Raw genomic sequence first — 22,918 nt, forward strand, 5'->3', positions numbered from 1 at the left:
TTTTAAAATTTGTAAAAAAAGTCCCGTGAAAACGGGATTTTTTTTTGCAATATATCGATGTAATTTGTATTTCATCGGGAATGCAAGTTAATTATTGTAACATTTGATAGTTTTTTTGTTTATTTACTGTAATAAACCAAATAAAAACAGTGAAAAAATGAAAAAAATTACTTTTTGGGTGTTTGTCTTACTATCAAGTTGGCAAATATCAGCACAAGTAGGTATTATACAGAATTTTGATTCTGCTACTACTTTACCTACAGGTTGGACAGAAACTGGGGGCAAGACAATTGCTGCTGCAGAATCTTGTTCAGGAAATTCCATTAGAGATAACTTATACGCTAGTAGTAACACAGGTACACTGGTTACTCCTAACCAAGTTGCAGCTTCAAATGCAACTGACTTAACAGTATCTTTTGATTATAAAATTGAAGTTTGGAATACTACAAATGCTAATCCAGCAGGTTGGGGTAATATTCAAGTTCAATATTCTATTAATAATGGAGGTGCTTGGACAACTTTTTTTACAATTAATGATGCAAATCACGTTGTTGCAAATACTTGTGCAAACTTTTCAAATGTCATTCCTGCGGCAAGTTTGCCAAATGGTTCTGATGTTAGAATTAGATTTTTATATACTTGGGCAGCAGGAGATTATGATATTTATATTGATAATTTTTCGGCTACACAAGTAACAGTAGTTCCACCATTATGTACAGTATTATCAACCCCTGCAAATGGAGCAACAAATGTTTTAGGTTCAACTATTTCTTGGAATGCTGCAGGAGGTTTACCAACTGGATATAAACTAAATGTAGGTACAATATCTGGTGGTACAGATGTATTAAATTTATTTGATGTAGGTAACGTTACTAACTATACTTTACCGGCTTTAACATCTGGTACAACTTATTATGTAAAAGTAATTCCATATAATGCTAACGGAGATGCTACTGGATGTACAGAAACTTCATTTACAACTTGTGGAGCAATTACTACCTTACCTCACTTAGAACCTTTTACAACATTTTTACCAAATTGTTGGACAGAAGCTGATAATGGTGATTTAGCTGTAGGTCCAGCAACAGTTGGAGCAGGAAGTTGGCTAGTTGATGGCTTAGGAAATGTAGGAACAACAGGAGCAATCAGAGTAACTCTTGATGCTACTGGTGATAATGACTGGGTTGTTTCTCCAGAATTTACAATTCCTGCAGCTGGTTATGAATTAAAATTTATTGCAGCAGCTAATCAAAGTGGTGCAACTACAGCACCAACTACCGCATGGGAGTCAGATGATTCAATTGAAGTGTTAGTTACTACAACTGGTATGACAAACTGGACTCCAATATTTATTTATAATGATGGTAATGTACCTTCAAACACAGGTAGTATTAATACTATTGATTTAAGTTCTTTTTCAGCACAAACTGTTCGTTTTGCTTTTAGAGCTATAGAAGGTGCAACAAACGGATCTGCTTCTGTAGATTTTTCTGTTGATAATTTTGAAATTCGTTTAACTCCAACATGTCCTGATCAAACAGGATTAACTGTAAATAACATTACTGGTTCTGGAGCTAACACTTCATGGGATGATACGTCTGGAACTGGTGCAATAGGTTATCAATATGCTATTACAACTTCAGCAACTCCACCTGCATCAGGTACTGGAACTACAAATACTTATTATATTGCTTCTGGTTTAAATCCACAAACAGTATATTATTTACATGTAAGATCTGAATGTGCTGGTAGTACATTTGGAAACTGGGGGACAACTACTTTTACAACAGGTTGTGCACCAATTGCTTCTTTACCATGGACTGAAAATTTTGATGCTTTAACTACTGGGACAAATGTTTTTCCTGCTTGTTGGGGATATACAAATACAACTAGTACTTGGTCAATTTCAACTACACCAACAGCATATAGTGGAGCCAATTCTTTAAGAAGAACTTGGAGTACAGATGGTTGGGCTTATACGCCTATGGCAACTTTAACAGCTGGTGTTTCTTACAGATTTAGTTATTATGTAAGAACTAACGATAATGTTGTAGGTTATGATATTACAGTTGGTGTTGGAAATTCACAAGATAGTGCAGCAATGAATACTACATTGTCAACTGTAGCTGGTTATCAAGGTCCAGCTTGGGTTAGAGTAAATCATGAATTTACTCCAACTGTAACAGGTGATTACTCTTTTGGAGTACATGTTGTTGCACCAGTTTCGCCAAATGGAATTAATTTTGATAATTTTAGATTAGAATTATCTCCAACTTGTCCAGATCAAACAGGATTAGTTGTTGGAAATATTTCTTCATCAGGAGCTGATACTTCATGGGATGATATGTCTGCTTTAGGTGCTGTTGGTTACGAGTATGCAGTTACAACATCAGCAACTCCACCAGCTTCAGGTACTCAAACAACTGCTACTTTTTATATTGCATCTGGTTTGTTACCTCAAACGGTTTATTATTTACATGTTAGATCAGAATGTGCGGGTAGTACTTACGGAGTTTGGGCTACAACGACTTTTACAACAGCTTGTGTACCATTAGCATTACCTTGGTTAGAAAATTTTGATGCTTTAACTCCTGGAACTAATGTATTTCCAAATTGTTGGAACTACTCAAATACAACTAGTACTTGGTCTATTTCAACGACACCAACCGCATATAGTGGAGCCAATTCTTTAAGAAGAACTTGGAGTACAGATGGTTGGGCTTTTACACCAATGTTTACGTTAACTGCAGGAACTTCTTATACATTTAGTTATTTTGTAAGAACAAACGATACTACTGTAGGTTATGATGTTACTGTTGGGGTAGGAAACTCTCAAAATAGTGCAGCAATGAATACTACATTATCAACTGTAGTTGGATATCAAGGTCCAGCATGGACATTAGTTTCTCTAGAATATACACCAACAGTTTCAGGTGATTATTCATTTGGAGTTCATGTGGTTGCACCACTTGCACCAAATGGAATCAATTTTGATAATTTTGAGTTGAAATTAACTCCTGCTTGTCCTGCGCCATTAGCCTCAGCTTCAGGTGTTACTGATGCTGCAGCTAATTTATCTTGGGCAGCTGTTCCAAGTGCAGCTTTAGGTTATGAATATGTTTTAGATAATGTTGCCACTGATCCGGCTGGTTCTGGAACTTCAACAATGGCTTTGGCGTATCCAGCTAGTGGTTTAAATGCTTCAACATTATATTACTTCCATATACGTTCTGTATGTTCAGCTGGAACTTATAGTACTTGGTCTACAGTTAGTTTTACAACTTTAGCAACACCTCCAGTTAATGATAATTGTAGTAATGCTACAGTTTTAACTCCAGGTGCTACATTCGCAACTAATCCATTGGTTGCAACTAATGTTGGAGCTACTGGTTCAACAGAAACTGCTCCAGGTTGTGCTTCATATTCAGGTGGTGATGTTTGGTATTCTGTTTTAGTTCCTGCTTCAGGAAGTATTACATTAGAAACTGATACTAACACTGGTACAACTATAACAGATACAGGTTTAGCTGTTTATTCAGGTGCTTGTGGCGCTTTAGTTCTAGTTGAATGTGATGATGATGATGGAACAAATGGTAATTTTTCATTAGTTGCTTTAACTGGTAGAACACCAGGAGAATTGTTATATGTAAGAGCATGGGAATATGGTAATGATACATTTAATACTTTTAAAATCTCTGCTTATGATGCTTCTTTAAGCTCTTCTAGTTTTGATAGATCTACATTTGTAGCATATCCAAACCCTGTGAAAGATGTATTAAACTTATCATACAAATCAACAATTAGTAATGTAAGAGTTATTAACTTATTAGGTCAAGAAGTTTTAAATACTAAAACTAATGCTAATGATGTACAAGTTAATATGTCTGCTTTAACTGCAGGTGCTTATATTGTAAACATTACTGTTGACGATACAGTTCATACAATTAAAGTTATTAAGGAATAATTTTAAAATAAATTTTTACTTAAAAGTCCCGAGAAATCGGGACTTTTTTTTGCATATTTTTTTCTTAGAACATTTGATTTTTTATAACATTTTGTTGTTTATTTATGATAATTCAATGATTTTTAGGATGAAGTTATTTAATGCTATTATATTGCGAAATATTTTCCCCCCGTAATTATAAACCAAAAAACCTTATTAATGAAAAAAATTACATTATGGTTATTTGCGCTCTTTACGTGTTGGCAAATATCCGCCCAAACGGGTACGATTGTAGTTGGTGTGAACGATGGTACACCAAACACAGCAATTAGCAATCCATCACCAATGCAAGATTATTATAAAACTGGTAGAGTTCAGTTTTTGTACACAGCTTCAGAATTATTAGGAGTTGGTTTAGTTGCAGGAAACATTACTGAAATTGGTTGGGTAGTCACTTCAAATAATGCAAGTACTTTGCAAGAAGGCTATACAATTTCAATGAAAAGTACTTCATCTACTGTGTTAACTGCAAATTTTGAATCTGGTTCAACTGTAGTTTACGGTCCAACAGATTTTACTCCATCTACAACAGGTAATGTTATGTTTACATTAACAACTCCTTTTGTTTGGGATGGAACTTCAAACGTAATAGTTGAAGTTTGTGCTGGTTCTTCATCAGGTACTTATACACAAAATGTAAGTTGTGCTAATTCTACAACTACAGGAACACAGGCTGTGTTTTTCAGAAGTGATTCATCTACTTCACCTTGTACTGAAGTTACAGGAACAGCATTGAATGATAGACCATTATTAGTAGCGACAGGAAATGTAGCTTCATGCTTAGCTCCATTAAATTTAGTGAGTGCTAATGTTACAGCATTTACTGCAGATATTTCTTGGGATGCGACTTCATCTACTCCACTAATTGGATATGAATATGTAGTTTCAACTTCAAATGTTGCTCCAACAGGAGCTGGTACTGCTACTACGAATGTGTATGCAAGTGTTTCTTCTTTATTGCCAACAACAACTTATTATGTATTTGTAAGATCAAATTGTGCTGCTGGTGAATTTAGTGGTTGGTATGGACCAATTTCATTTACAACAGGATGTGTATCTGTGGCCAATTTTAATCAAAATTTTGATGGAGTAACAACACCAGCTTTACCAAGTTGTTGGAGTAAAATACTTTCAGGAACAGGAATATCAATTTATGCAAGTGTTGGTACAGCAACTACAAATACATCTGCACCAAATGGAGTTGATTTATATAATTCTGACTCCGGTTCTGCATGTAATATTATGTTAGTATCACCGACGTTAAGTAATTTAAGTGACGGTACACATCGTTTAAAATTTAAAGCTAGAAATACTACAGAAACACAGGATTTAGAAATTGGTGTTTTAACAGATCCTGCAGATGCAAATTCTTTTACTTTGGTTCAAGCTGTTGATATTACTAATTCTTTTCAAAGTTATATAGTTAATTTTGATACTTTCACAGGTCCAGGATCAGTAATTGCAATAAAAAGATTATCTTCATCAACATATTCAAATGTTTATTTAGATGATATTATTTGGGAAGCAATTCCTTCATGTCCAGATCAGACTGGATTGACGGTTTCAAATATTACTTCTACTGGAGCTAATACTTCGTGGGATCCTGTTGCTGCCGGAGTAGAATACGCTATTACAACTTCAGCAACTCCACCTGTTTCAGGTACCGCTACTACAGCTACTTTTTATATAGCTTCAGGTTTAGCTCCTCAAACTCTTCATTACTTACATGTAAGAACTGATTGTGGTGCAGGAAGTTATGGTATTTGGGTAACAATTCCATTTACTACTGCTTGTTCTCCAATTGCTAATTTTAATGAAAATTTTGATTCAGTAACTACTCCAACTCTACCTGGATGTTGGAGTAAATTACTTTCTGGAGCAACATTATCTACTTATGCAAGTGTTAATACTTCAACTGTATATGCATCTGCACCTAATGGTGTTGATTTATATAATTCAAATTCTGGAGCTTCAGATAATATAATGTTGGTAACTCCATTGTTAAGTAATTTAAGTGCAGGTACTCATCGTTTAAAATTCAAAGCTTTAAATAATGTTGATACTCAAGATTTAGAAATTGGAGTTTTAACAGATCCAGCAGATGCAAGTACTTTTACATTGGTTCAAGCTGTTGATATTACTACTACTTATCAAAGTTATATAGTTAATTTTGATACTTTTTCTGGTCCAGGTGCAGCAATTGCATTAAAAAGATTATCAACATCAACTTATTCAAACGTTTATTTAGATGATGTAGTTTGGGAAGCAATTCCTACATGTCCAGATCAAACTGGATTAGTGGTTTCAAATATTACTTCTTCAGGAGCTAATACTTCTTGGGATGCAGTTGCTGCTGGAGTAGAATACGCTATTACAACTTCAGCTACACCTCCTGCTTCTGGAACTCCAACTACAGCTACTTTTTATATGGCTTCAGGTTTAGCTCCTCAAACTGTTCATTATTTACATGTAAGAACTGATTGTGGTGCAGGAAGTTATGGTATTTGGGTAACAATTCCATTTACTACAGCTTGTTCACCAATTGCTACATTGCCTTGGATTGAAAATTTTGATGCAGTAACAACTCCAGCAATACCACAATGTTGGTCTGAAGAAAATGGTGATTATAGTACTTCTAACTCTACATCTAGTAATACTCCACATTCAGGTGCAAATTATTTAAGAGATGCATGGCTTGCAACTAACGAGTTCATGTGGACTCCAGGTTTTGATTTAGTTGCTGATACTTCTTACGATTTTTCATCTTGGATTCAAGGTGATGGTGGAGCTAATTGGGTTGTTGATTATTTTGTTAATTCTGTTCAAAATTCAACTGGCGCTACTCAATTAGGTACTGCTTATAATGTACCTGGAACAGGAACATTTGGAATTCAGCCATACACTAAAGTTATTAGAACATTTGTTCCTGCAACAACTGGTACTTATTATTTTGCAGTTAGAGTAAATCAACCAGGTTACCCTATTTATATTGCTTTTGATGATTTTGAATTAAAATTATCACCAGCTTCAGCTCCAGCTTGTACTACTAATTTAGTAGCTACACCAAACGCTACTTGTGGAAACTTTTCTAATAATTTAACTTGGGATTATGAATCTACAGCTGCAGGATATTATGTAACTATTGGTTCTACTTCTGGTGGAACTGATATTGCTAATGCAGTTAACGTTGGTTTAAATTCATATTCATTTTCAGGTTCAATAGGAACTACTTATTTTTGGAAAGTTGTGCCGTATAATGCTGCAGGTTCTGCAACAGGTTGTACAGAACAATCATTTACAACAGCAGCTACAGGTTGTTATTGTACTTCTTCACCAATATCAAATGATAATTTAGGTATTACAACAGCTGTAATCGGTTCAACAACAAATAATATTGCTGATGTTACTTATGCTGATTTAACAGCAGTTCCTGAAATTATTTCTCAAGGAGAAAATACAAATGTTCAATTAACATTTAGTACGGGTTATACGTATGACGTTAATGTTTGGATAGATTTTAATAATGATTATGATTTTGATGATGCTGGTGAGTTAGTTAAAACAGGTATTGCTTGTACAATTGATCAACCAAATACTGTAGATGCATCATTTATAATGCCAATGACAGCACCAACTGGTATTCATAGAATGAGAATTGGTTCAGCTGATTCAGGTCAGAATCCTCCAAATTCATGTTATAGTGGTTATTATGGGATTACTCTTGATTTTACAGTTGATACTGTTTTAAGTTCAAATTCATTTGATACAACTTCTTTCGTAGCATATCCAAATCCAGTGAAAGATGTATTGAATTTATCATACAAAAATTCAATTAGTAATGTAAGAGTTATTAACTTATTAGGTCAAGAAGTTTTAAATACTAAAACCAATGCTAATGACGTACAAGTTAATATGTCTGCTTTAACTGCAGGCGCTTATATTGTAAACATTACTGTTGAAGATACAGTTCATACAATTAAAGTTATTAAAGAATAATTTTACACATAATTTTTTTACTTAAAAGTCTCGAGAAATCGGGACTTTTTTGTTTTTATATATATCTTTGTTTTTATAAAATTATGATATGCATTTTTCTTTAATAATTCCTATTTATAACCGTCCAGATGAAATTGATGAATTGTTAGAAAGTCTAACAAAACAAACATATTCTAGCAATTATGAAATTGTTATTATTGAAGATGGTTCTACAATTACATGTAAACATATTATTGAAAAATATGCACCTTTAAATGTAAGCTATTATTTTAAACCTAATTCTGGACCAGGTGACTCAAGAAATTATGGAATGAATGTAGCTAAAGGCGATTATTTTATAATTTTAGATTCAGATTGTATTATTCCTCCAAATTATTTACAAACGGTAGATGAGGAATTATCAAAAGATTATGTAGATTGTTTTGGTGGACCAGATGCCGCTTTAGATTCGTTTTCAAACATTCAAAAAGCAATTAATTTTACGATGACTTCTTTTTTAACGACTGGTGGAATAAGAGGTGGAAGTGAAAAATTAGATAAATTTCAACCTAGAAGTTTCAATATGGGATTATCTAAAAAAGCTTTTATTGCATCAAAAGGTTTCGGAAATATTCACCCTGGTGAAGATCCAGATTTATCTATCAGATTATGGAAATTGGGTTACAAAACAAAATTAATTTCAAAAGCTTTTGTATATCATAAACGTAGAATTGATTGGAATAAATTTTACACACAAGTTAATAAATTTGGTTTAGCCAGACCCATATTAAACGCTTGGTATCCAGAATATACAAAAATTACATTTTGGTTTCCAACCTTATTTTTACTAGGTTTTTTGTTTTCTGTAGTATGTGTGATTTTTAATTTTCCTTATTTTTTATACTGTTATGGTTTTTACTTTTCAATGTTATTTATTTCTTCATTAGGACAAAATAAATCATTGGAAATTGCGTTTTATAGTATTGTAGCTGCTATAATTCAGTTTTATGGATATGGAAAAGGTTTTTTACTCTCATTTATTAAAATTCATATTTTAAAACAACAACCAGAAATAGCTTTTCCAAAAATGTTTTTTAAAAGATAAGATGACAAAAATTATTGGACTTACTGGCGGAATTGGTAGCGGGAAAACCACTGTTGCAAAATATTTTGCTTCAAAAGGAATTCCAGTTTACATTGCCGATGAAGCCGCTAAAAATATTATGGACGACAAAGATGTTGTTCAAGAAGTTCAGTCCAAATTTTCAGAAAAGGTTATTTTAGAAAACGGATTATTAGACAGAAATGCCATTCGTGAATTGGTTTTTAAAGATAAAAACAGATTAGAACAACTAAATAAAATTATTCACCCAAAAGTGAAAACTGATTTTGAAAATTGGTTACATAAAAATAAAAAAGCACCATTTATTATTAAAGAAGTTGCCATTTTATTTGAAACCAATGGACAAAAATATTGTGATGCTACCATTTTAGTTACAGCACCAATTGAAACTAGAATTAAGAGAGTTTTAGAAAGAGATAGAACTTCAAGAGAGAATATACTTCAAATCATTAAAAATCAACTTCCTGAAGAAAAAAAAGTAGAATTAGCGACTTATGTTATAGAAAATGAGAAATTAAATATAACGTATAAAAAGGTCGATAATTTGATTGAAATTTTGAAAAATATTTGAAATTTAACATAATTGTTAAATATTGGTTAATTGTTTTAACAGTTGTCAATAACACCTTAACTTTGCTATAATGAATAAAACAAGGTTTAGAATACTAGTTTTTTTAATGAGTATTTCTTTGATAGGAATTATATTGGTTCAATTATATTGGATTAATAGTTCGTTTCAAAAGAATGACGAACAGTTTAGACATCATGCTTTGGTGGTTTTAAACAATGTTTCTGAAAAGTTAAACAAAAAAGAAATGGTTGACTTTTATACTTCAATAAAAAAATTTAAAGACAGTACAGGAAGAGAACCAAAGCAAGAACAATTAAAACAGCTTTTCTATTACGAAAAAGACGCTAATTCAAAGGAAATTTTAATTTATACAAATGCAATTGTTCCCGAAGATTTTGGAATAGATGGTTCGTTCTTTGATAAAAAATTGAAAGGTATAAACATAAAAGATTATACAGCGAATCGTAAAACTCAAATTTATAAAGACAATTCATTAGATGGTAGTGGAACAAATTTAAGTTCAAAACCTAACGTTACAATTGAAAAATCTGGAGAATTAAGCATTTTAGATATTGTTCAGTTTGAACTTTTATCCAAAGATGTTCTTTTGAAAAGACCAATCCAGAGTAGAATATCTTCTAAATTGGTTAACGATGTTTTAAATTTTGAGTTATATAAATCGGAATTAAAAACACCTTATGAATTTGCAGTTTATAAGAATGGATTTGCTACAAAAATTAAATCGGAAGAATTTAGATACGATAAATGTACTACTTATAGTGTTCCAATATTATTAGATGCGGAAGGAAAATCAGAATACAAGTTGTTACTTAGATTCCCTAATAAAACAAATTTTGTATTCTCTTCTATGTTGCCAATGACAATTTTAACGCTATTATTCGTGGTAATTATTTTGGTAACTTACACAAGCGCATTAAAACAATTGATCATGCAAAAACAGATTTCTGAAATAAAAACAGATTTCATAAATAACATGACTCATGAATTTAAAACACCTATTGCGACAATAAATTTAGCTTTAGATGCCATAAAGAATCCGAAAATCATTGATGATAAAGACAAAGTTCAAAAATATCTTCAAATGATTAAGGACGAAAATAAAAGAATGCATGCCCAAGTGGAAAACGTTCTTAGAATTTCGAAATTAGAAAGAAACGAATTAAATATCGATAAAGAACCACAAGAAATCACCGAGTATATTGAAGATGCGATTGATCATGTGAGTTTAATTTTAGAGGATAGAGAAGGAGAAGTTCATACACATTTTAATGCCACAAGAACAACAGTTCTTTTAAATGATGTGCATTTTACAAATGTATTGGTTAATATTTTGGATAACGCGATGAAATATTCGGCAGATAAACCAGTAATTAACGTATATACAGAAAATATTAAAGATTATGTTCTTATTAAAATAGAAGATAATGGAATTGGAATGTCAAAAGCCGTACAAAAAAAGGTTTTTGAAAAATTCTTTAGAGAACACACAGGTGACTTACACAACGTAAAAGGTCACGGATTAGGATTAGCATACGTAAAACAAATAATCGATGACCATAATGGCGAGGTTTTTGTGGAAAGTGAAAAAGGTAAAGGGAGCACATTTATAATTAAATTGCCATTAATAAATTAAGATATGGAAGCGAAAAAAATATTATTAGTAGAGGACGATCCAAATTTCGGATCAGTATTGAGAGATTATTTATCATTAAATGATTTCGAAGTTACATTAGCTAAAAACGGAATGGAAGGTTTTGAGAAATTCAAAAAAGATACTTACGATTTATGTATTTTGGATGTGATGATGCCTTATAAAGATGGATATACTTTAGCTAGAGAAATTAGAGAAAAAAATGCAGAAGTGCCAATTATCTTCTTAACAGCAAAAACATTGAAAGAAGATGTTTTAAAAGGATATAAAGTTGGTGCGGATGATTATTTAAATAAACCATTCGATTCAGAAGTTTTATTAATGAAAATCAAAGCGATTATTCAAAGAAAAGCATCAGAATCTAAACCAGATTCTACAGTTTTCGAATTCAATATTGGTAAATTCCATTTGAATTCTAAATTGAGATTTTTAACTTACGCTAATGAAGAGCCAATTAAATTATCTCCAAAAGAATCAGAATTATTAAAAATGTTAGCTTTACACGAAAATGATTTAATGCCTCGTGAATTAGCTTTAACTAAAATTTGGAGAGATGATAATTACTTTACTTCAAGAAGTATGGACGTTTATATTGCCAAACTTAGAAAATATTTAAAACCAGATGAACGCGTGGAAATTTTAAACATTCATGGTGAAGGTTTCCGATTAGTAATCAACTCATAATATACAAAGGCTACAAGAAATTGTAGCCTTTTTTATTTATATTTGCTTATAAAGTCAGCCCAATGAACTATCAGCAAATACTTGAAGAAATATACTTACAATCTAAATCGTTGCCAATTATTGGTAATATTGCCACAACTATTCCAGAATTAGCCAATGTAAATCCAGATAAATTTGGAATTTGCCTTACGACTATTGACGGAAAAGAATTTAGTGTTGGCGATAGTCATGAAAAATTTTCCATTCAATCGGTTTCCAAAGCCTTATCGGTAACTTTTGCTTTTTCTCATTTAGGTGAAAAAATTTGGGAACGAGTAGGAGTAGAACCTTCAGGAAATCCATTTAATTCCTTAGTTCAATTAGAATACGAAAAAGGAATTCCGAGAAATCCGTTTATTAACGCTGGCGCTTTAGTCATTGCCGATATGTTGGTTTCTTGTTTAGAAAATCCAAAAGAAGATTTTTTGAATTTTATCCGAGAAATTTCAGGTTGCGATACGATAAACTACAATCTAAAAGTGGCAAAATCTGAAAAAGATACAGGTTTTAGAAACGCAGCGCTAACCAATTTTCTAAAATCGTTCGGAAATATAAATAATGATGTTGATTTAGTTTTAGATTTTTATTTCCATCAATGTGCAATTGAAATGACTTGTAAAGAATTAGCAGATGCTTTCTTTTTCTTTGCCAATGAAGGCGTTTCTAAAAATGGAAAACAAATTTTAACTTCAAGTCAAGCCAAAAGAATTAACGCTTTAATGCAAACTTGCGGATTTTATGACGAATCAGGAGAGTTCACCTACAAAGTAGGTTTACCAGGAAAAAGTGGTATCGGTGGTGGAATTGCAGCAGTTTTACCAAAACAATTTTCTGTAGCAACATGGAATCCAAGATTAAACGAAAAAGGAAATTCCGAATTAGGTATGTACGCTTTAGAACAATTAACTACGAAAACCGGAATGTCGATTTTTTAGAGATTTTAAAAATAAAAAAAGTCCAAGTTTTTTAAGACTTAGACTTTTTTGTTTTCTATTTTGAACGATTTAAGCTTTACTTTCCTCGTTTTCTTTATCTAAATATTCTTGAACGGTTTCAATTGCATTATTAATCACATCACTTAAAGCTGTAATAAAACTTCCATCTTCTGCATTATCCATCGCATGTTTTAAAGCTTCAACTTCAATTGGAATAATTTCAGTAGTCACGTTTTTACCACTTTCTGCAATTCCTTCTAAAATGATTGTATTAATTTCGTCTTCCGTTCTACCACGTAAATGTTTTTCTTGACGAATGATAATATGATCGAACATTCTTCCTGCAATTTTCGCACATTCTTTAATGTCTTCATCACGTCTGTCGCCAACACCAGCAATAATTCCGATTTTTTTGGTTGCAGTTACGCTTTCTAAAAATTCTTCAATTCCTCTATAACCAGAAGGATTGTGAGCAAAATCAATTAGAACTTTGAATTTCTTAAAGTCGAAAATATTCATTCTACCAGGTGTTTGCGCCGCACTTGGGACAAATGTTTGCAATGATAAACTAATATCTTCCGTTTTGAAACCTTGTAAATAGGCTGCTAAAGTCGCTGCTAATACATTTGCAATCATAAATCTGGCTTTTCCACCTAAAGTTAAGGGAACATGTGTCGCTTTTTCGACACGAATTTTCCATTCTCCTTTTTTAATGGTGATGAAACCATTTTCGTAAACAGCTACAATTTTACCTTCTTTTGCCAATCTTAAAGCAGTTGCACTATTTTCATCCAAACTGAAATAAGCAATATTGCAACTTAAATCGTTAGCAATTTTCATGCAATATTCATCTTCGGCATTTAAAACAGCCCAACCATCTTTCTTAATACTTCTTGCAACGGTAGCTTTTACACGAGCTAAATCATCTAAAGTATGAATATCGGCAATTCCTAAATGATCTTCTTGAATGTTGGTAATAATTCCAATATCACAACGAGAAAAACCTAAACCAGCTCTCAAAATTCCGCCACGTGCCGTTTCTAAAACAGCAAATTCTACGGTTGGATCTTTTAAAATATATTCTGCAGAAATTGGTCCAGTTGTATCACCTTTTTCCATCAAGTGATTTTGTACATAAATCCCATCAGAAGTTGTAAATCCAACTCGATAACCATTATTTTTAACAATATGTGCAATTAATCGGGTAGTAGTGGTTTTTCCATTTGTACCTGTTACGGCAATAATTGGAATTCTACTTGGTTTTCCTTGCGGATATAACATGTCAATTACTGGAGCAGCCACGTTTCTAGGTAAACCTTCAGAAGGTGCCAAGTGCATACGAAATCCTGGAGCAGCATTAACTTCTAAAATACAACCCCCATTTTCTTTTAAAGGTTGCGTTAAATTTTCTGCCATAATATCTACACCACAAACATCTAAACCAATCACACGAGAAATTCGTTCGCAAAGGAAAATATTTTCAGGATGCATCATATCTGTAACATCAACAGAAGTTCCGCCCGTACTTAAATTCGCAGTCGATTTTAAATACACAATTTCATCTTTTTTTGGAACCGTTTCTAAAGTGTAACCTAATTTTTCTAATAAATCTGTGGTATCTCTGTCGACATCAATTTGAGTTAAAACATTTTCATGTCCGTAACCTCTTCTTGGATCTTTATTTGTTTCGTCAATTAATTGTTGAATTGTATTTCTTCCGTTTCCTTTTACGTGAGCCGGTTCGCGTTTGGCAGCTGCGACTAATTTATTATCGATAATTAAAACTCTAAAATCAAAACCAGTAATGAATTTTTCTACTATTACTCTACGACTATACATCTTTGCATAAGCTAAACCAGCTACAGCATCTTCTCTGTTTTTTACATTAATTGAGGCGCCTTTTCCATGATTTCCATCTAATGGTTTAATTACGATTGGGAAACCAATTTTCTTAATAACTGCATCTAAATCATCTTCATCTACACAAATTCCGCCACTTGCAACAGGAATTGAAGCATTTCCTAACATACGTTTGGTTTCTTCTTTGTTACAAGCAATATCTACAGCGATGTTACTCGTTTTACAAGTAATTGTCGCTTGAAAACGCATTTGATTCACACCATAACCCAATTGTACTAACGAATTAGTTCCTAAACGAATCCATGGAATATCACGAGCTACAGCTTCTTCAACGATACTTCCGGTTGAAGGTCCTAAACGAACACGTTCACGAATTTCGCGCATTTTTTGAATATCAGCTTCTAAATCATATGGTGTTCCTGCTATTAATGATTCGGCAATGGCAACAGCGCTTTCGGCAGCAAACATTCCTACATTTTCTTCAGTATAACTGAAAACAACATTATATATTCCAGGCGTTTTGGTTTCACGAGTTCTTCCGAAACCCGTTTCCATTCCGGCAAGTGTTTGTATTTCTAATGCGATATGTTCAATAACGTGCCCCATCCAAGTGCCGCGTTCTACACGAGAGAAAAATCCACCACGACAACCTTCAGAACAACGATGCTCTATCATTGTAGGAAACATAGCTTCAATACGTTCGCGAAAACCTTCAATTTTATTGGTAGGAAATTGTTCCATTTCCTCCAAGTCTAATCGCATTTGGATTAATTTTTTGCGTTGAACACTCCAGATATTTGGTCCGCGAAGGGCTTGAATTTTATCGATTTTCATTTTGGTATGATATTTTGTAATGAATTTTGTTAAAAATAAGGATTTTTTATTATTTCGTATTGATTTTGTTGAGATTATTTTAAGGGAAAGTCTTAAGAAATTGATTTTATGTATTTTAGCCCCGATAGGAATGATATCCTCCAATTTTTCATTGGAGATTTAATGGATAGCGGGACAATTGTTGAAAAGTATGAAATAAGTTTTGCTCCAAAAAAAGAAAATAGATTTGCTTTATTTAACTTTTTGGCTATTTTTACCAAATGAATATACAAGGAAAATTAGTCATAATTGGCGGTGCGGTTGATAAAGGGAGTTTTACAGAAACCGATTTAGATAAAAATGCAAGTAATAATTTAAACTTTTTTGAAAAAGGAATTTTAAAGAGACTTATTGACGAATCTAAGCATAAGAAAGAGTCAAGAATTGAGATAATTACTACAGCTTCTAAAATTCCAAAAGAAATTGGTCCAGAATATGTGAAAGCCTTAAATTTCTTAGGCGCGACAAATGTGGATGTGCTTTATATTGAAAGAAGAGAGCAAGCTTTAGATCCTGAAGTTTTAGCACGATTAAAAGCGGCTGATGTAGTAATGTTTACTGGTGGTGATCAATTAAGATTGACTTCCATTTTAGGAGGAACACCATTTGATGATATGTTGATTCAAAAATACAGAAATGAAGATTTTATATACGCAGGAACTTCGGCCGGTGCAGCTGCGGCATCAAATAATATGATTTATCAAGGAAGTAGTAGCGAAGCTTTATTAAAAGGTGAAGTGAAAATTACGTCTGGATTAGGTTTAATTGATGGTGTTATTATCGATACGCATTTTGTACAACGCGGTAGAATTGGACGTTTGTTTCAAGCAGTTGTTGGAAATCCGAAAGTTTTAGGAATTGGTTTGGGAGAAGATACTGGTTTACTGATTACAAATGGTAAACAAATGGAAGCGATTGGTTCTGGATTAGTGATTTTAGTGGACGGACGTGAAATAAAAGACACGAATTTGACTCAAATTGAATTAGGTGAACCGATTTCTATTAATCATTTGGTGACACACGTAATGAGTAAAAACGACACTTTTGATTTAGATACGTTTAGAATGACGATTAAGAGTTCGCAATACGTTTAATTTTACAATTATTCATTTTTGAACACAGATTGAAGAAATTTTAAAAATTTATATAATTTCTTTAATCTGTGTTTTTTAATATTAAAAATATATGAAAATAATAATTCACGGTGGTTTCTTTTCGGAATCGTCTACAAATAATGAAACTAAAGTCGCTAAGCAACAGGCTTTACTTAATATTGTAAAAAAATCTCACGAGTATTTGAAAACACATTCTGCTTTAGAAGCGGTTGTTTTTGCGGTTTCTTTATTGGAAGATGATGCGTTATTTAATGCTGGAATTGGTTCGCAAATACAAAGTGACGGAAAAATAAGAATGAGTGCAGCTTTAATGAATGGCGAAACGCAGAGAATGAGTGGCGTGATTAATATTGAAGATGTTAAAAATCCAATCCAAGTTGCGGAAGTTTTAATGAAAGAAGACGACCGAATTTTAGGCGGAAGTGGTGCAACTAATTATGCAAGACAACACGGATTTTCAGCATTTTCTACAGAAATTCCACAACGAAGAGCAGAATATGAAGCGAAAATAAAGTCATTAGGTTTAGGAACTGTGGGTTGTGTGGCTTTAGATGCAGCCGGAAAAATTGCAGTAGCAACTTCAACTGGTGGAAAAGGTTTTGAATTAGTGGGAAGAATTTCTGATTCGGCAACAGTTGCTGGAAATTATGCCAATCAATTTTGTGGTGTAAGTTTAACTGGAGTAGGAGAAGACATTGTAAGTAACGCGACTGCAGCAAAAATTGTAACTCGAGTTACAGATGGTTTCTCGTTACAAGATGCTTTTGCCAAAACATTTGACGAGTTATTGCCTTATGATGGTTTTGCTGGCGCGATTGCTATTGATTCGAAAGGAAATGTATTTCATCAAGATTCGCATCCAAGTATGGTTTTTGCGAGTTTTGATGGTGAAAACGAAGAAGTTTTTAATTAAGAAATTAAATATAAATAAAAAACACCTGATACATTTTAAATCGTATCAGGTGTTTTTTTTATGTTTGAAAACTAAAACTGCCAGCAAATAATTTGTGTCGTTTTGTTTCCGTTTGTCAAATGAAGTGTCGTACTGTTTTTAACTTCTACTTTCTTCATTTGTTTGTATAACGGCTTTAGGTTTGTTTTCTTAGAAACAATAGCGCTAAACCATTTACATTGACTTTTAAAGTGCACACTTTCGTAAATCATGTTAGTTAAGAAACCTAATTCGCCGCCTTCACACCATAATTCGTTATTTTGACCGCTAAAGTTTAAAACTGGTTTGTCGGCAACTTTCTGACCTAAATTTTTACTTTTTCGTAAAGAACCTTTTGCAGCTTCTTCTGCAGAAGAATGAAAAGGAGGATTGCAAATGACAAAATCAAAAACTTCTTCCGATTCTAACATGTATTTCAAAGCATGACGTTTGTTATCGTTAAAACGAACCGTCACGTTTTCTTTTAATTTTGGGTTTTTACTTAAAATGGTTTCCACAGACAATAAAGATTGTTTGTCGACTTCCGTTCCTACGAACGTCCAACCGTATTCATGATTTCCGATAATTGGATAAATGCAATTCGCACCGACACCAATATCTAAAATTCTCACTGCGTTTCCAGTTGGAACAACTCCGCCATTTGAAGCGGCTAATAAATCGGCAATATGATGAATATATTCGGCTCTTCCTGGAATAGGAGGGCATAAGTTGCTTTTTGGAATGTTCCAATATTCTAAATTGTAAAAGTGCATTAATAACGCTTTATTTAAGGCTTTTACGGCAATTGGATTTGAAAAATCGATTGACTTTTCTCCAGCTTTATTTAAGAATAAATGTAAGTTTAAATCGGGATGCGTTTTAATCAATTGTGCGAAATCATATCTTCCGATATGTTTGTTTCTTGTGTGTAAACCTTCAAAAGAAAGGTTTGTTTCATTGTTTTCCATATACTATTGTAAGTTGCAAATTTACGATTAATAAAATAGGTTCGGTTATTTTTATACACAAAAAAATCCCAACCTTTCAGTTGGGATTTTGTATAAGTAAGAATAAATATGATTAAACGTTGATTATTTCACTTTATTTACGATAGCTGCAAATGCCTCTGAGTGGTTCATAGCTAAATCTGCAAGAACTTTACGGTTCAATTCGATGTTGTTAGCTTTAACTTTACCCATAAACTGAGAATAGCTCATTCCGTATTGTCTTGCACCAGCGTTGATACGCATGATCCATAATGCACGGAAGTTTCTTTTCTTTTGCTTTCTATCACGGTATGCATAGCACATTGCTTTTTCTACCGCATTTTTAGCTACTGTCCAAACGTTTTTACGTCTTCCGAAGAATCCTTTTGCTTGTTTTAATACTCTTTTTCTTTTAGCTCTTGTAGCTACTGAATTTACTGCTCTTGGCATAATTTTAAATGTTTTTTTGTAGTAAGGCGACTTTATTAGTACTTTCGACTTCTGTTGTCAAGCTGAGCTTGTCGAAGTCTGCCCACTCCAGGGTTATTAATTTGTTTTAACCAAACAAACGAATTAAATAATATTTAATTGTTGTTTAATGCTTCTCTCATCTGTTTTATGAACTAAACCAGAGTGAGTTAAAGCTAATTTACGTTTTTTAGATTTTTTTGTCAAAATGTGACTCTTAAAAGCGTGTTTTCTTTTGATCTTTCCAGAACCAGTAACTTTAAATCGTTTCTTAGCACTAGATTTTGTTTTCATTTTAGGCATTTTTTCCTAGGTATTTAATTTATTCTTACTTACTATTTTGATAGCTCTAGGCTTTATGCACATAGCATATTGCTTATCGCATTACTTTACTTTCTTTTTAGAAGCAATGTATATGATCATACGTTTTCCTTCTAAAACTGGCATACTTTCTACCTTACCGTATTCTTCTAAATCTTGAGCCAAACGTAATAATAAAATTTGTCCTTGCTCTTTATAGATAATAGAACGTCCTTTAAAGAATACAAATGCTTTTAATTTAGAACCTTCTTGTAAGAACTTTAAAGCATTCTTTTTCTTAAATTCATAATCATGTTCATCTGTTTGAGGTCCGAAACGAATTTCCTTAATTACAACCTGACTAGATTTAGCTTTTAATTCTTTTTCCCTTTTCTTTTGTTGGTATAAGAATTTACCATAATCCATCAATTTACAAACAGGTGGTTCTGCGTTCGGTGAAATTTCCACTAAGTCTACTTCTTGTTCCTCTGCAAATCGTAATGCATCGGCCATTTTGTAAACTCCAGGTTCAATATTTTCACCTACTAATCGTACTTCAGCTACACCTCTAATTAAATTATTAATACGGTGTGCTGCTGTTTTTTCTACTCTAGGAGTGTAACTCCCTCTTCCTCTTCTAATTGCTATGACTCTGTAATTTTAGTTAAACTTTAAAATTGTTTCAATGTTTTGCTTATTTCTTCATTTACAATTTTCGCAAATTCTTCAATTGTAACTGTAATATTTCCTTTTCCTTCTTGTCCATTACGACGTACAGAAATGGTACCATTTTTCTCTTCTTCTTCACCAACTATCAGCATAAACGGCATTTTCTGCATTTCTGCTTCTCTAATTTTCTTCCCGATTGTTTCATTTCGGTTGTCAATTAGGGCGCGAATTTCGTGAATTTCCAGCAAATCTAAAACTTTTTTTGCATATTTTTCATATTTCTCACTTAAACTTAATATAATAGCCTGTTCTGGCATTAACCAAAGTGGGAAATTTCCTGCAGTATGTTCTAGTAAAATCGCAATAAATCTTTCCATCGAACCAAATGGCGCTCTGTGAATCATTACTGGTCTGTGTAATTTATCGTCTGAACCTTTATATGTCAATTCAAAACGCTCTGGTAAGTTGTAATCTACTTGGATAGTTCCTAATTGCCAACTTCTTCCTAAAGCATCTTTCACCATAAAGTCTAACTTCGGACCGTAAAACGCAGCTTCACCAGCTTCAATAACGTAGTTTAAACCTTTGTCTTTCGCCGCACTAATAATAGCACTTTCCGCTTTTTCCCAGTTTTCAACGCTACCAATATATTTATCAGGATTATTTAAATCTCTCACAGAAACCTGCGCTGTAAAGTTTTCAAATCCTAATGAACCAAATACATATAATACTAAATCAATTACATTTTTAAATTCCTCATCCAATTGATCTGGCATACAGAAAATATGTGCATCATCCTGAGTAAATCCTCTAACACGAGTTAAACCGTGTAATTCACCAGATTGCTCATATCTATAAACTGTACCAAATTCAGCATAACGCTTTGGTAAATCTTTGTAAGACCAAGGTCTAGAATTATAAATTTCACAGTGATGTGGACAGTTCATTGGTTTCAATAAAAACTCTTCACCTTCAGCTGGAGTAGTTATTGGTTGGAAACTATCTGCGCCATATTTTGCATAGTGTCCAGAAGTAACATATAATTCTTTCTGACCAATATGTGGTGTAACTACTTGTTCGTAACCCGCTTTCTTTTGCGCTTTCTTTAAAAATTGCTCTAATCTATCGCGTAAAGCAGCACCTTTTGGTAACCATAATGGTAAACCTTGTCCAACACGTTGTGAAAAATGGAATAAATCTAATTCTTTTCCTAATTTTCTATGATCACGTCTTTTGGCTTCTTCTAAAAGTTCTAAATAGTCCGTTAAATCTTTCTGTTTTGGGAAAGAAGTTCCGTAAACACGAGTCAACTGTTTGTTTTTCTCATCACCACGCCAATAAGCACCAGCAATACTCATAATTTTCACGGCTTTGATAATTCCAGTATTTGGAATATGTCCACCACGACATAAGTCAAAGAAGTTAGCATGATCACAAAAAGTAATCGTACCATCTTCTAAATTAGAAATCAATTCTGTTTTGTACTCGTTATTTTTATAAATTTCTAACGCTTCCGCTTTAGTAACGGCACGCATTTTAAATTCGTGTTTCTCTCTTGAGATTTCTAAAACTCTATCTTCAATCTTTTTGAAATCTGCATCCGTAATTTTATTATCTCCAAAATCAACATCATAATAAAACCCATTGTCAATCGCTGGACCAAGTGTTAACTTAATTCCAGAATACATTTCTTCTAGCGCTTGCGCCATTACGTGTGAAGTCGAATGCCAAAAAGCTTTTTTACCTTCTTTGTCATTCCATGTATATAAGGTAAGATTACCATCGGTAGTTAACGGGGTAGATGTTTCAATCGTTGTATCATTATAATTAGCCGAAATAACATTTCTAGCAAATCCTTCGCTAATGTTCTTAGCAACATCCATAGGAGTCACGCCTTGCGCAAACTCTCTCACCGAACCATCGGGTAAAGTAACTTTAATCATTGTTTAATTTTTATTGAAGTGCAAATATAGTATAAACCAATATTTCCTACAATATATATAGGTATAGTTTTCTACAATATAATAGGTGCAGTTTTTTACTATATATATAGGTATGATTTTTTAGAAGCTATTTCCTGCTATCCGCTATATCTTTTATTTAATTTTTGAAGAATTAAATAAAAGGATGCCGCTACTATCAGGGCTAGAAATCCGTTTTCAGAAGAAATACTCGCGAAACATTCCTCTTTTGTTGGTTTCTGAAGCTTTGATTTTAGAAAAACACATCCAAAAATAGGCTGTTTTACAAAAAAAATCAATTTTTCATAACCGATTAAGAAGTTGGGGTAGTATTGCAAGTCTAGTAAAATCGGTAAAATCTTACAGTGGAGTTAAATAGTTTAAAAAACTTTCGTTTGTAACTTCCTGTAAAACAAAAGATAACAAAATACTTTAAAAAAAGATTAAGTTTATGTTAGGAATTTCGAATTAAAGTGCTAGTTTTGCACCCGCAATGAGAGAGAAGTTCTTTATATAATGATAAGCAAATCGGAAAAAATATTTTTGAAAAAAGATAAAAAAAGATTTGGAAATTAAAATATAAAGATGTTATCTTTGCACCCCGCAAGAGAGGGAGTTCTTACAAATAATGATTGATTAAAACGGGATGAAAATTTTCTCAAAAAAAAGTTTCAAAAAGTTTTGGTAATTAAAAAAAAGGTTCTACTTTTGCACCCGCTAACACAGAGAGCAACGCTCGAAGTTAAGGCGAAC

General features: G+C 32.8%; 15 protein-coding genes. 9 read left to right on the top strand and 6 right to left on the bottom strand.

Annotated elements, in window-relative coordinates; all coding sequences use genetic code 11:
* Positions 1–157 precede the first annotated feature (157 nt).
* The 7 genes from BMX42_RS09010 to BMX42_RS09040 all read left to right on the top strand — a co-directional run bounded on the left by BMX42_RS09010 (position 158) and on the right by BMX42_RS09040 (position 13,002).
* Complete coding sequence (locus BMX42_RS09010) at positions 158–3,964, top strand: T9SS type A sorting domain-containing protein (protein WP_143055623.1); 3,807 nt, start codon at positions 158–160, stop codon at positions 3,962–3,964.
* A 198-nt stretch (positions 3,965–4,162) separates the two neighbouring features.
* Positions 4,163–7,999 carry a GEVED domain-containing protein gene (locus tag BMX42_RS09015; RefSeq protein ID WP_091312594.1) on the top strand — a complete coding sequence of 1,279 codons (3,837 nt, stop codon included), beginning with the start codon at positions 4,163–4,165 and terminating at the stop codon, positions 7,997–7,999.
* Positions 8,000–8,087: 88 nt separating this feature from the next.
* Positions 8,088–9,083, top strand: coding sequence for a glycosyltransferase family 2 protein (locus tag BMX42_RS09020; RefSeq protein ID WP_091312596.1), 996 nt, complete (start codon positions 8,088–8,090; stop codon positions 9,081–9,083).
* A gap of 1 nt (position 9,084) precedes the next feature.
* On the top strand, positions 9,085–9,672 hold the full coding sequence (gene coaE, locus BMX42_RS09025; protein ID WP_091312599.1) for a dephospho-CoA kinase: 588 nt from the start codon (positions 9,085–9,087) through the stop codon (positions 9,670–9,672).
* A 70-nt stretch (positions 9,673–9,742) separates the two neighbouring features.
* Positions 9,743–11,326, top strand: a complete 1,584-nt coding sequence (locus tag BMX42_RS09030) for a sensor histidine kinase (RefSeq protein WP_091312602.1) — start codon at positions 9,743–9,745, stop codon at positions 11,324–11,326.
* Between the two features lie 3 nt (positions 11,327–11,329).
* Positions 11,330–12,028 (top strand): response regulator transcription factor, encoded by a 699-nt coding sequence (locus tag BMX42_RS09035; protein ID WP_091312606.1) that lies wholly within the window; start codon positions 11,330–11,332, stop codon positions 12,026–12,028.
* 62 nt (positions 12,029–12,090) lie between these two features.
* On the top strand, positions 12,091–13,002 hold the full coding sequence (locus BMX42_RS09040) for a glutaminase (protein ID WP_091312608.1): 912 nt from the start codon (positions 12,091–12,093) through the stop codon (positions 13,000–13,002).
* Between the two features lie 69 nt (positions 13,003–13,071).
* Here the strand turns inward: BMX42_RS09040 and cphA are convergent, their stop codons facing one another.
* Positions 13,072–15,696, bottom strand: a complete 2,625-nt coding sequence (gene cphA, locus BMX42_RS09045) for a cyanophycin synthetase (protein WP_091312613.1) — start codon at positions 15,694–15,696, stop codon at positions 13,072–13,074.
* A gap of 260 nt (positions 15,697–15,956) precedes the next feature.
* Here cphA and BMX42_RS09050 point away from each other — a divergent pair, with 260 nt between their 5' ends.
* Positions 15,957–16,829, top strand: coding sequence for a cyanophycinase (locus tag BMX42_RS09050; RefSeq protein WP_091312617.1), 873 nt, complete (start codon positions 15,957–15,959; stop codon positions 16,827–16,829).
* Between the two features lie 91 nt (positions 16,830–16,920).
* Positions 16,921–17,763, top strand: coding sequence for an isoaspartyl peptidase/L-asparaginase (locus tag BMX42_RS09055; RefSeq protein ID WP_091312620.1), 843 nt, complete (start codon positions 16,921–16,923; stop codon positions 17,761–17,763).
* A gap of 71 nt (positions 17,764–17,834) precedes the next feature.
* On the opposite strand, the gene rlmF is transcribed toward BMX42_RS09055, so the two are convergent.
* From rlmF to thrS, 5 genes are all read right to left on the bottom strand, one after another.
* The gene (gene rlmF / locus BMX42_RS09060) at positions 17,835–18,749 is read right to left on the bottom strand and encodes a 23S rRNA (adenine(1618)-N(6))-methyltransferase RlmF (protein ID WP_091312623.1); all 915 of its coding nucleotides are present in this window, start codon (positions 18,747–18,749) and stop codon (positions 17,835–17,837) included.
* A 123-nt stretch (positions 18,750–18,872) separates the two neighbouring features.
* Positions 18,873–19,217, bottom strand: coding sequence for a 50S ribosomal protein L20 (rplT, locus tag BMX42_RS09065; protein WP_091312626.1), 345 nt, complete (start codon positions 19,215–19,217; stop codon positions 18,873–18,875).
* A gap of 123 nt (positions 19,218–19,340) precedes the next feature.
* Entirely contained in the window at positions 19,341–19,538 is a 198-nt protein-coding gene (gene rpmI, locus BMX42_RS09070) for a 50S ribosomal protein L35 (RefSeq protein WP_008256922.1), read from the bottom strand.
* Between the two features lie 81 nt (positions 19,539–19,619).
* Positions 19,620–20,120 carry a translation initiation factor IF-3 gene (gene infC / locus BMX42_RS09075; RefSeq protein WP_143055624.1) on the bottom strand — a complete coding sequence of 167 codons (501 nt, stop codon included), beginning with the start codon at positions 20,118–20,120 and terminating at the stop codon, positions 19,620–19,622.
* An 86-nt stretch (positions 20,121–20,206) separates the two neighbouring features.
* On the bottom strand, positions 20,207–22,147 hold the full coding sequence (gene thrS, locus BMX42_RS09080) for a threonine--tRNA ligase (protein ID WP_091312634.1): 1,941 nt from the start codon (positions 22,145–22,147) through the stop codon (positions 20,207–20,209).
* Positions 22,148–22,918: the final 771 nt, after the last annotated feature.

The sequence above is a fragment of the Flavobacterium terrigena genome (assembly GCF_900108955.1).
In the GTDB taxonomy this organism is placed as follows: Bacteria; Bacteroidota; Bacteroidia; order Flavobacteriales; family Flavobacteriaceae; genus Flavobacterium; species Flavobacterium terrigena.

Bases quoted from the DNA above. Each gene is read 5' to 3' on its own strand.
- BMX42_RS09030 (WP_091312602.1), top strand. From the start codon at position 9,743: ATGAATAAAACAAGGTTTAGAATACTAGTTTTTTTAATGAGTATTTCT.
- rpmI (WP_008256922.1), bottom strand. From the start codon at position 19,538: ATGCCTAAAATGAAAACAAAATCTAGTGCTAAGAAACGATTTAAAGTT.
- BMX42_RS09015 (WP_091312594.1), top strand. From the start codon at position 4,163: ATGAAAAAAATTACATTATGGTTATTTGCGCTCTTTACGTGTTGGCAA.
- BMX42_RS09010 (WP_143055623.1), top strand. From the start codon at position 158: ATGAAAAAAATTACTTTTTGGGTGTTTGTCTTACTATCAAGTTGGCAA.
- rplT (WP_091312626.1), bottom strand. From the start codon at position 19,217: ATGCCAAGAGCAGTAAATTCAGTAGCTACAAGAGCTAAAAGAAAAAGA.
- rlmF (WP_091312623.1), bottom strand. From the start codon at position 18,749: ATGGAAAACAATGAAACAAACCTTTCTTTTGAAGGTTTACACACAAGA.
- BMX42_RS09040 (WP_091312608.1), top strand. From the start codon at position 12,091: ATGAACTATCAGCAAATACTTGAAGAAATATACTTACAATCTAAATCG.
- coaE (WP_091312599.1), top strand. From the start codon at position 9,085: ATGACAAAAATTATTGGACTTACTGGCGGAATTGGTAGCGGGAAAACC.
- cphA (WP_091312613.1), bottom strand. From the start codon at position 15,696: ATGAAAATCGATAAAATTCAAGCCCTTCGCGGACCAAATATCTGGAGT.
- BMX42_RS09055 (WP_091312620.1), top strand. From the start codon at position 16,921: ATGAAAATAATAATTCACGGTGGTTTCTTTTCGGAATCGTCTACAAAT.
- BMX42_RS09050 (WP_091312617.1), top strand. From the start codon at position 15,957: ATGAATATACAAGGAAAATTAGTCATAATTGGCGGTGCGGTTGATAAA.
- BMX42_RS09020 (WP_091312596.1), top strand. From the start codon at position 8,088: ATGCATTTTTCTTTAATAATTCCTATTTATAACCGTCCAGATGAAATT.
- BMX42_RS09035 (WP_091312606.1), top strand. From the start codon at position 11,330: ATGGAAGCGAAAAAAATATTATTAGTAGAGGACGATCCAAATTTCGGA.
- thrS (WP_091312634.1), bottom strand. From the start codon at position 22,147: ATGATTAAAGTTACTTTACCCGATGGTTCGGTGAGAGAGTTTGCGCAA.